5 protein-coding genes are annotated in these 6869 nt (G+C 74.0%); 1 reads left to right on the forward strand and 4 read right to left on the reverse strand.

Annotation, left to right across the window (positions count from 1 at the left end; translation table 11 throughout):
• Window positions 1-266: 266 nt before the first annotated feature.
• The 3 genes from ACRWND_RS25635 to ACRWND_RS25645 are packed head-to-tail and all read right to left on the reverse strand — an operon-like array spanning window position 267 to window position 4593.
• Window positions 267-1547 (reverse strand): hypothetical protein, encoded by a 1281-nt coding sequence (locus ACRWND_RS25635; RefSeq protein WP_431953367.1) that lies wholly within the window; start codon window positions 1545-1547, stop codon window positions 267-269.
• Window positions 1544-3283, reverse strand: a complete 1740-nt coding sequence (locus tag ACRWND_RS25640; protein WP_431953369.1) for a lipopolysaccharide biosynthesis protein — start codon at window positions 3281-3283, stop codon at window positions 1544-1546. Before ACRWND_RS25640 ends, ACRWND_RS25635 begins: the two co-directional genes overlap by 4 nt.
• A gap of 23 nt (window positions 3284-3306) precedes the next feature.
• The gene (locus ACRWND_RS25645) at window positions 3307-4593 is read right to left on the reverse strand and encodes a glycosyltransferase family 4 protein (RefSeq protein ID WP_431953371.1); all 1287 of its coding nucleotides are present in this window, start codon (window positions 4591-4593) and stop codon (window positions 3307-3309) included.
• A 135-nt stretch (window positions 4594-4728) separates the two neighbouring features.
• Between ACRWND_RS25645 and ACRWND_RS25650 the strand changes: the two genes are divergently transcribed.
• A complete protein-coding gene (locus ACRWND_RS25650; RefSeq protein ID WP_431953373.1) occupies window positions 4729-5175 on the forward strand; it encodes an adenylyltransferase/cytidyltransferase family protein in 447 nt (148 codons plus the stop codon).
• A gap of 19 nt (window positions 5176-5194) precedes the next feature.
• Here the strand turns inward: ACRWND_RS25650 and ACRWND_RS25655 are convergent, their stop codons facing one another.
• Window positions 5195-6736, reverse strand: coding sequence for a hypothetical protein (locus ACRWND_RS25655; RefSeq protein ID WP_431953375.1), 1542 nt, complete (start codon window positions 6734-6736; stop codon window positions 5195-5197).
• Between the last annotated feature and the right edge of the window lie 133 nt (window positions 6737-6869).

Below are 6869 nucleotides of genomic sequence, written 5' to 3' on the forward strand. Positions count from 1 at the left end.
TGGCTCCCTTCGGTCGCACTGCCGGCGGGCTACGGGCGGGAGGGCAGGGGCGGTCTCGTGGGGCGCGGGCTGCGGGCGGTCGGGTGGCGGGGGTCCAGGCTCCGGAGCGGGTCGCCTTCCGCGGTGGCATGGGGTCTCGTCGCCGTCCGCGGGGGCGAACGGCCGCTGCCACGCCTCCTCCCGGTGGTGGGCGAGCCCCCCCCCGCGACCGGCGTCTGCGGGTGCGCGGGGGGCCTACGGGAGATGCGGGAGATCGGGACGAAGGGCTACGCGCCCGTGGGGGCGGGTTCGGCGTGGCCTTCGGGGTGGCCCGCCCGGGCGGCTTCACGGCGGACGACGGCGATGCGGGCCCAGAGGACCAGCGCCTTGAGGGCCGAGCCGAGGGCGAGGCCCCAGGCGGCGCCGAGGACGCCGCCGAGGGCGTAGCCGCCGATCATGAAGGCGACCGAGGCCAGGGAGAAGACCACCTGGATGGGCAGGGTGGCCTTCGGCCGCAGGACGCGCAGGGTGAGCAGGGCGCTGGTGCCGGCGGCGATCGCGGCGTACTGCGTGCCCGTGGCGGGAAGCAGGCGGGACGCCGCCGACCAGGTCTCGCCGAGCAGTTCGCGGCCGGCGCGGTCCGGCAGCGCGATGAGGAGGGCCGTCCAGGCCGCGGCGACGCCCGCGAGGACGGCGGCGAGGAGGGCGGTCGTCCGGACCTGGCCGCGCATCCCCGGGACGCGGTTCAGCAGCGGGGGACCGAAGGCGGTGGCGGAGTTGAAGAGCACGTTCATCGGGCCGAAGAGCGTCGTCGTACCGCGCAAAGCGCCCACCGCGAGCGGGCTGGCGAACACGCCGAGGCCGACCACCGCGAGCTGGCTGGAGGCGTTGCCCACGCCGTACTCGACGACGAAGCGCCGCCCGAGGTGCCCACGGCGCACGAAGCGCCGCAGGTCCGCCTTGGCGCCGCGCAGCCGGGGGGCCAGCAGTGCGGCACCGAGCAGCAGCGCGGGCGCCGCCGACAGGCCCCACACAGCGACCAGCCTGGCCGGGCCCGTGCCCTGCGGTTGCAGGGCGAGCGCGGGAAGCGCCACCGCCAGCCGCAAGGTGTCGCCGACGAGGGCGAGATGGGGCAGCCGCAGCGTCGAGAAGCAGTAGCGCAGCCCGTCCTGGGTGAGCACCAGAGGCAGCACCATGCCGAGCACCGCCAGCGCCCACGCCGTCTCGCCGGGGACGAAGGCGAGCACCGCCGCCATGGCTGCCCCGGCCGCCGCGGACGCCGCCGCGACGAAGAAGGCCGCCGAGCGGCAGGCGGTGGCCACCGACTCCGGCTCTCCCCGCTCCAGCACCAGGGCCTGGCCGACGTAGGAGACGCTCACGCCCAGCAGCACGGAGAAGACGGTGTAGACCATCGAGAAGACCGAGAACCCCGCGGCGCTGGACAGCCGGGCGGCGACGACGAGCACCAGGATGTTCGTGAGCGCCGCCACGCCCTGGTCGAGCACGGAGCAGGCGATCGCGGTCTTCGCGCCCGGCGCCCGGCCCACCTTCACCGGGCGCCGCGTCACCGGGTCACCGTGCGCAGGGGGATGGTGTCGGTGGTCGGCGCCGGGGTGTCGCCGGCGGTGGGCGCGGACGCCCTGGCCGTCGGGGTCGCCGCGACCGCGGCGCCGCCCTCCGCGGTGGACGCGGCCCCGGCGGCCGGGGCGGCCGGGGCGGCCTCGGAGCGTGACGCGGCGGCGTTCCGCTTGAGGGCCGCCCGGCGGGCCCGCCGGGCCCACCAGCCTCGGCGGGGCGAGGAGTGCAGGACGGCGCCCAGCACGGTGCTGCCCGCGCCGGTGATCAGCTGGCGCACCCGGTCGAGGTCGGTGCGGTGCACCGCGTGCGGGTCGGCGACGACCAGGACGCCGCCGATGCGGTCGGCCAGGGCCAGCGCGTCGGCGTACGTCAGGACCGCCGGGGCCAGCACGATCACCGCGGCGCCCGGTGTGTCCGCCTCGGCGAACAGCCGGCTCGCCGCCGACGAGGTGAGCGCCCGCGCCACGTTGCGCACCCGGCGCCCCGGCACGAGGTCGAAGGAGCCGGACTCGCCCGCGTCGATGGGCACCTGCAGACCGGCCGGCCAGCCGCCCTCGCTCAGGTGCGGGGAACGGGCCCAGCCGGGGCGGGAGCCGTCGGCCGAGCGCAGCCGCGCCGACAGCCCGGGCGTGCGCAGGTCGGCCTCGACCAGCAGCACGTCCATGCCCATCTCGGCGAAGGACGCCGACAGGTTGACGGCGACCGAGGCGGCTGTGTCCGCGGTGCCGCGGGGTGCGACCACGAGCAGCCGGCGGTGCTCCGCGAACCGCTGGTCGTACGCGAGCCGGAAGGCCACCGAGCGGTACTCCTCGGCCAGCCGGGGGTCGGCGTTGTCGACGGCGAGCAGCGGCCCGCCCCTGCCGCGCGGCAGCGTGCCCAGCACGGGCGCGCGCAGCGCCCGCACCACGTCGCCCTCGGAGCGCGCGGTCGGGTCGAAGACCAGCCGCACCCAGGCGGCCAGCAGGCCGATGGCGACGCCGACGAGCGCGCCGAGGCCGAGCATCATGGGCAGCCCGGGGCCGGAGGCCCCCGCCGGCGGGGAGGCGACCCGGATCCACCTGCCGGGCGTGGTGTCGAGGGTCTGCAACCGGGTGATGTTGGTACTGAGTTCGGAGATGCGGCCGACGAGGGTGGCCTGCACCGTGGTGGCCGCGTCCAGGGTGGGTCCCTCGCCCAGCCTGGCGATCTGGTCGTCGAGTTCCTTGCGCTGCTTGACCACCGGGTCGAGCTGCTTGCGCAGGTTGTGGACGGTGTTCTTGATGGTGGTCTCGGTGGTCTCCTGGCGCGCGTCCATGAACGCCCGGGTGAGCGCGTTGGCGCGGCGGGCCGCCTCGTCCGGGTCGCTGTAGGTGTACGCGAAGCGCAGGACCAGGGTGTTGGGCGGGTTGGTGACCTGGAGGTCGGCCTGGAGCGAGGAGACGGAACGCTGCGGCAGGCGCAGCGCCTTGGCGGCGCGCTTGGCGATCTCGTTGCTCATCGCCGTCTGCCGCTCGGTGCCGATGTTGATCGCCTTGTCGGGCGCCGTGCCGCCGGCCGCGAACTCGTCGACGGTGGCCGCCCGCAGCACCACCTCGCTGGTCGCCACATAGGTGTCCTTGCCGGAGACGGCCAGGTATCCGCCGCCGAGCAGACCGATCAGCACGCCGGCCACCAGCAGCGCGCGGTAGCGGACGAGCTGGCGGAACTGGTCGCGCAGCAGGTCCGGTTCGTCGTGGGCCTCGGACATCTGCGATGCGTGCGGTTGATCACTCACGTGCGTGGAACCCCCCCTACGTCCGACCCCTCAGGATCGACAGCTTCTGCGGCCGTGTCCAGTGCCTCCGTGAGGAGCGCACTGATCCGTGACAATCCGGCCTCGCGGCTCAGGTGCGCCGCCACATAGGCGGGCCCCCGGGCACCGAGCGCGGTGGCGGCCTCCTGGTCCTGCGCCAGGGCGCGCACGGCTTTCAGGAAGGCGCCCGGGTCCTCCGGCTCCACCAGCAGCCCGGCCTCGGAGCGCAGCACCTCCTGCGCGGTGCCGCCCTCCGCGGCGACAGAGGCGACCACGGGCCGCCCGGCGGCGAAGTACGACGTGAGCTTGGACGGGATGCTCATGTCCAGCACCGAGGCGCGCTGGGTGACGGCCAGGACGTCGGCGGCGGCCAGCACGTCGGGGAAGTCGGCGTCCTCGGCGGGCGGGGCGAACTCCAGGTTCGGCACCTGCGCCGCGAGCTCGCGCAGGTGCTCGCGCTGGTTGCCGTCGCCCATCAGCACGATCCGCACCGAGGGGTCGAGACGGGCGGCCTCGACCAGCACCTCCAGGCCCTGTTTGAGGCCCATGTTGCCGGAGTGCAGCACGACCGTCTGCTCCTCGCCCCAGCCGAGGCGGGCCCTGGTCTCCTCGCGCGGCCGTGAAGGCCTCGCCACATGCGACCAGTTGGGCACCAGCCGGATGCGCCCGCGGTCCACGCCCATGGCGGCGACCCGGTCCACGAAGCTCTCGTGGATCACCCCGACCAGCGTGGCCCGCTTGAGCGCGTACGCCTCCACGGCCGCGGCGGCCGCGGCCGCCCGGTCGCCGCCGCGGATGCCGCTCTGTGCGGCGGCGGCGCCCATCAGATCCTGCACGATCGGCACGTACGGCACCTTGTGCCGGGCGGCGATGCGCGCGCCGACGACCCCACCGGCCAGACTCGGCATCTGGGCCACCACCGCGTCCGGCCGCACGCGAGGCGGTGCGACCAGCCCGTGCGCGAGGATCGACGCCTCGAACAGGGCGCGTCTGAGGGCTGTCTGACGCGGCGGCACGGTGTGGCGCCGGCGGTGCACCAGCACCCCGGCGCGCCGCTCCTCGGTCCGCCAGACGCCCCGGTACGCGGGGTCGAGCCGCCACGACGGGTAGTGCGGCATGCCGGCGAGCACATGGACCTCGGCGCCGCCGCCGTCCGCCGCCGCCCAGTGCTCGGCGATCTGCGTGGCGTACGGGCCGATACCCGCGTGTTCGGGCGCGTAGTTGGTGGAGACGAGCAGCAGAGTGCGGCCCTCGAACTCGGGCACGGAAGGACCCCTTCCCCCCAGAAGTGACCAGGTGCTCACCTTATCCGTTCACCGGAGAAACACACCGGCTTCACGCTAGTGTCTGAGACTCCGCAGCTCGCGGAACGGTTGTATTCCTGTGGGGGGATTCGCGACATGGCGCACCGTGTGGGATACGCACCTGGTGTCTACGACCTGTTCCACGTCGGCCATCTGAACATCCTGCGGCACGCCCGAAGCCAGTGCGACTACCTGGTCGCCGGGGTGGTCTCGGACGAGATGGCCGCCCTGGCCAAGGGGCGCAAGCCGGTCGTCCCGCTCGTCGAACGGCTGGAGATCGTCCGCAGCGTGCGCTTCGTCGACGCGGCGTTCGTCGAGACCGTCCCGAACAAGCTGGAGACCTGGGAGCAGGTCCGGTTCGACGTCATCTTCAAGGGCGACGACTGGCGCGGCACCGAGAAGGGGGACCGGCTCGAGCGCGACTTCGCCACGGTCGGGGTCGAGGTCGTCTACTTCCCGTACACGGTGCACACCTCCAGCACGCAGCTGCGGCGCGCGCTGGACGCCCTGACGACCCCGGCGGCGGGCGCGGCCGGGCTGTAGGCCCGTGCGGTGCCGCGGCTCAGCGCAGGTGCTTGCGTTCGTCGGAGCGCAGGGTGGTGACCAGGGCGAAGCAGATCAGGGCGACCCCGATGCGGCCCGATGCCTGCAGCAGCGGGCCGCGCAGGAGGATGAAGGAGTAGCCCGCGACGAGCGGGATGACGATCGCCATGACGTTGCCGGGACGCGGGTCCACCGAGGTGCGCAGGGCGTAGCGGCGGTCGCCCCGGGCGGCGAGGTAGCCGAGCGCGACGAAGCCCGCGACGACGCCGCCGGCGCCGAAGTCGATCCAGACCTCGGCCCACATGGGGGAGGAGAGGTTGACGTTCTTCATCCCCATCCACTGGCCGATCATGACGCCGGTGTCGCGGGGCTTGCCCTGCCAGACCGACCGCGGCACGAAGAAGAACGCCGAGCCCGCGAGCTGCCGTCCGTAGAAGTGGCCCGGGCCGGTCTCCGAGAAGGTGATGGTGTTGGCGAACATGCCGATCTGGTCGTAGTCCTTGATCGCCAGCGGCTCGAACACCGACGTGGTCTGCACGGGCTTGTAGCCGTCGTCGTCGTAGCGGAAGCGGTCGGCGAACGGGAAGACGACCAGCGCGGCCAGCACGCCCAGCGCCAGGGCCGTCCGGTACATCGCCGGGCTCCTGGGGAAGGCCGTGAAGAGGAATGAGAACAGGACCGTCAGGAACCAGTAACGGGGGTTGCTGATCGGGTTGTTGACCACGCCGTTGAGCAGCAGCAGCGCGCCCCAGGTGGCGATCACCAGAGGCCGGCGGCGGGCCCGCCGCGAGGTCACCAGCCAGCGGGTGAAGACCAGCAGCGCCAGCAGCGCGGGGACGGTGCCGAAGCCGCGCAGGAAGGCGGAGCCGACGTTGGACTCCGCCGAGGCCGCGCCGTCGGCCCGGATCGTGTCGGTGATGGCCTGGCGGCTGCTGAAGAACACGGCGGGGCCGCCGAGTTTGACCACCAGCAGGGCGCTGCCGACGAAGGCGACGGCTGCCAGCAGATACACCCGCCTGCGGTGGAAGGAGGCGGAGCGGTCCTTGCGGCGGGCCCGGCGGATCGGCCTGTGCCGCGACAGCAGGGCGCCGACGTCGAAGGCCGCACAGCCGATCAGCACCAGCGCGACCGCGACCAGCAGATCCGAGCGGGTGCCGATGACCGGCGTCGGCGTCTGGCCGAGGACGTCCTGCGCGAGCGGCGCGACGCCCATCGCCACGTACACGAAGAGCCAGAACGAGCCCTGTATCAGCTTGCGGTGGGCTGTCAGCGCCATCACCGCGAGCCGGATGCCGGAGTAGCAGGTGAGCACCATCTGCAGCCAGAAGACGCCGTCGCGGGCCCCCGGGCCCGGCTGCGCCGCGACCACCGCGGGCAGGAACAGGCCGAGACCCAGGATCAGCGGTACGGCCAGCGCCCGGGAGAGCAGCGCCCGCGGCGAGACCGCCGGGACCTCGACGACGCCCGCTCCCGGACCGGCGGGGCCGCCCGGGCCCTGCGTCCCGCCGGGCTCGCGCGCAGGGCCGCCCCGCGGCTGGAATCCGTGTGCCTCAACGGCCATGCGTCAGCCCCCCAACGATTCCCCGCGCGCAGTCTATAGATCCTGCCTCCCCGCGAGGGTGTCCGCGGATAATCTGTGCGGACGGTGCCGGGGAGGGCGCCGGGGGTGGGGGTACTGGGGGGTGTGTCCATGA

The sequence above is a fragment of the Actinacidiphila sp. bgisy167 genome (assembly GCF_965342175.1).
GTDB lineage: Bacteria > Actinomycetota > Actinomycetes > Streptomycetales > Streptomycetaceae > Actinacidiphila.

What these genes read in the sequence shown, in the direction of transcription:
- ACRWND_RS25640 (WP_431953369.1), bottom strand. Translation starts at nt 3,283, where the DNA reads ATGTCCGAGGCCCACGACGAACCGGACCTGCTGCGCGACCAGTTCCGC.
- ACRWND_RS25650 (WP_431953373.1), top strand. Translation starts at nt 4,729, where the DNA reads ATGGCGCACCGTGTGGGATACGCACCTGGTGTCTACGACCTGTTCCAC.
- ACRWND_RS25655 (WP_431953375.1), bottom strand. Translation starts at nt 6,736, where the DNA reads ATGGCCGTTGAGGCACACGGATTCCAGCCGCGGGGCGGCCCTGCGCGC.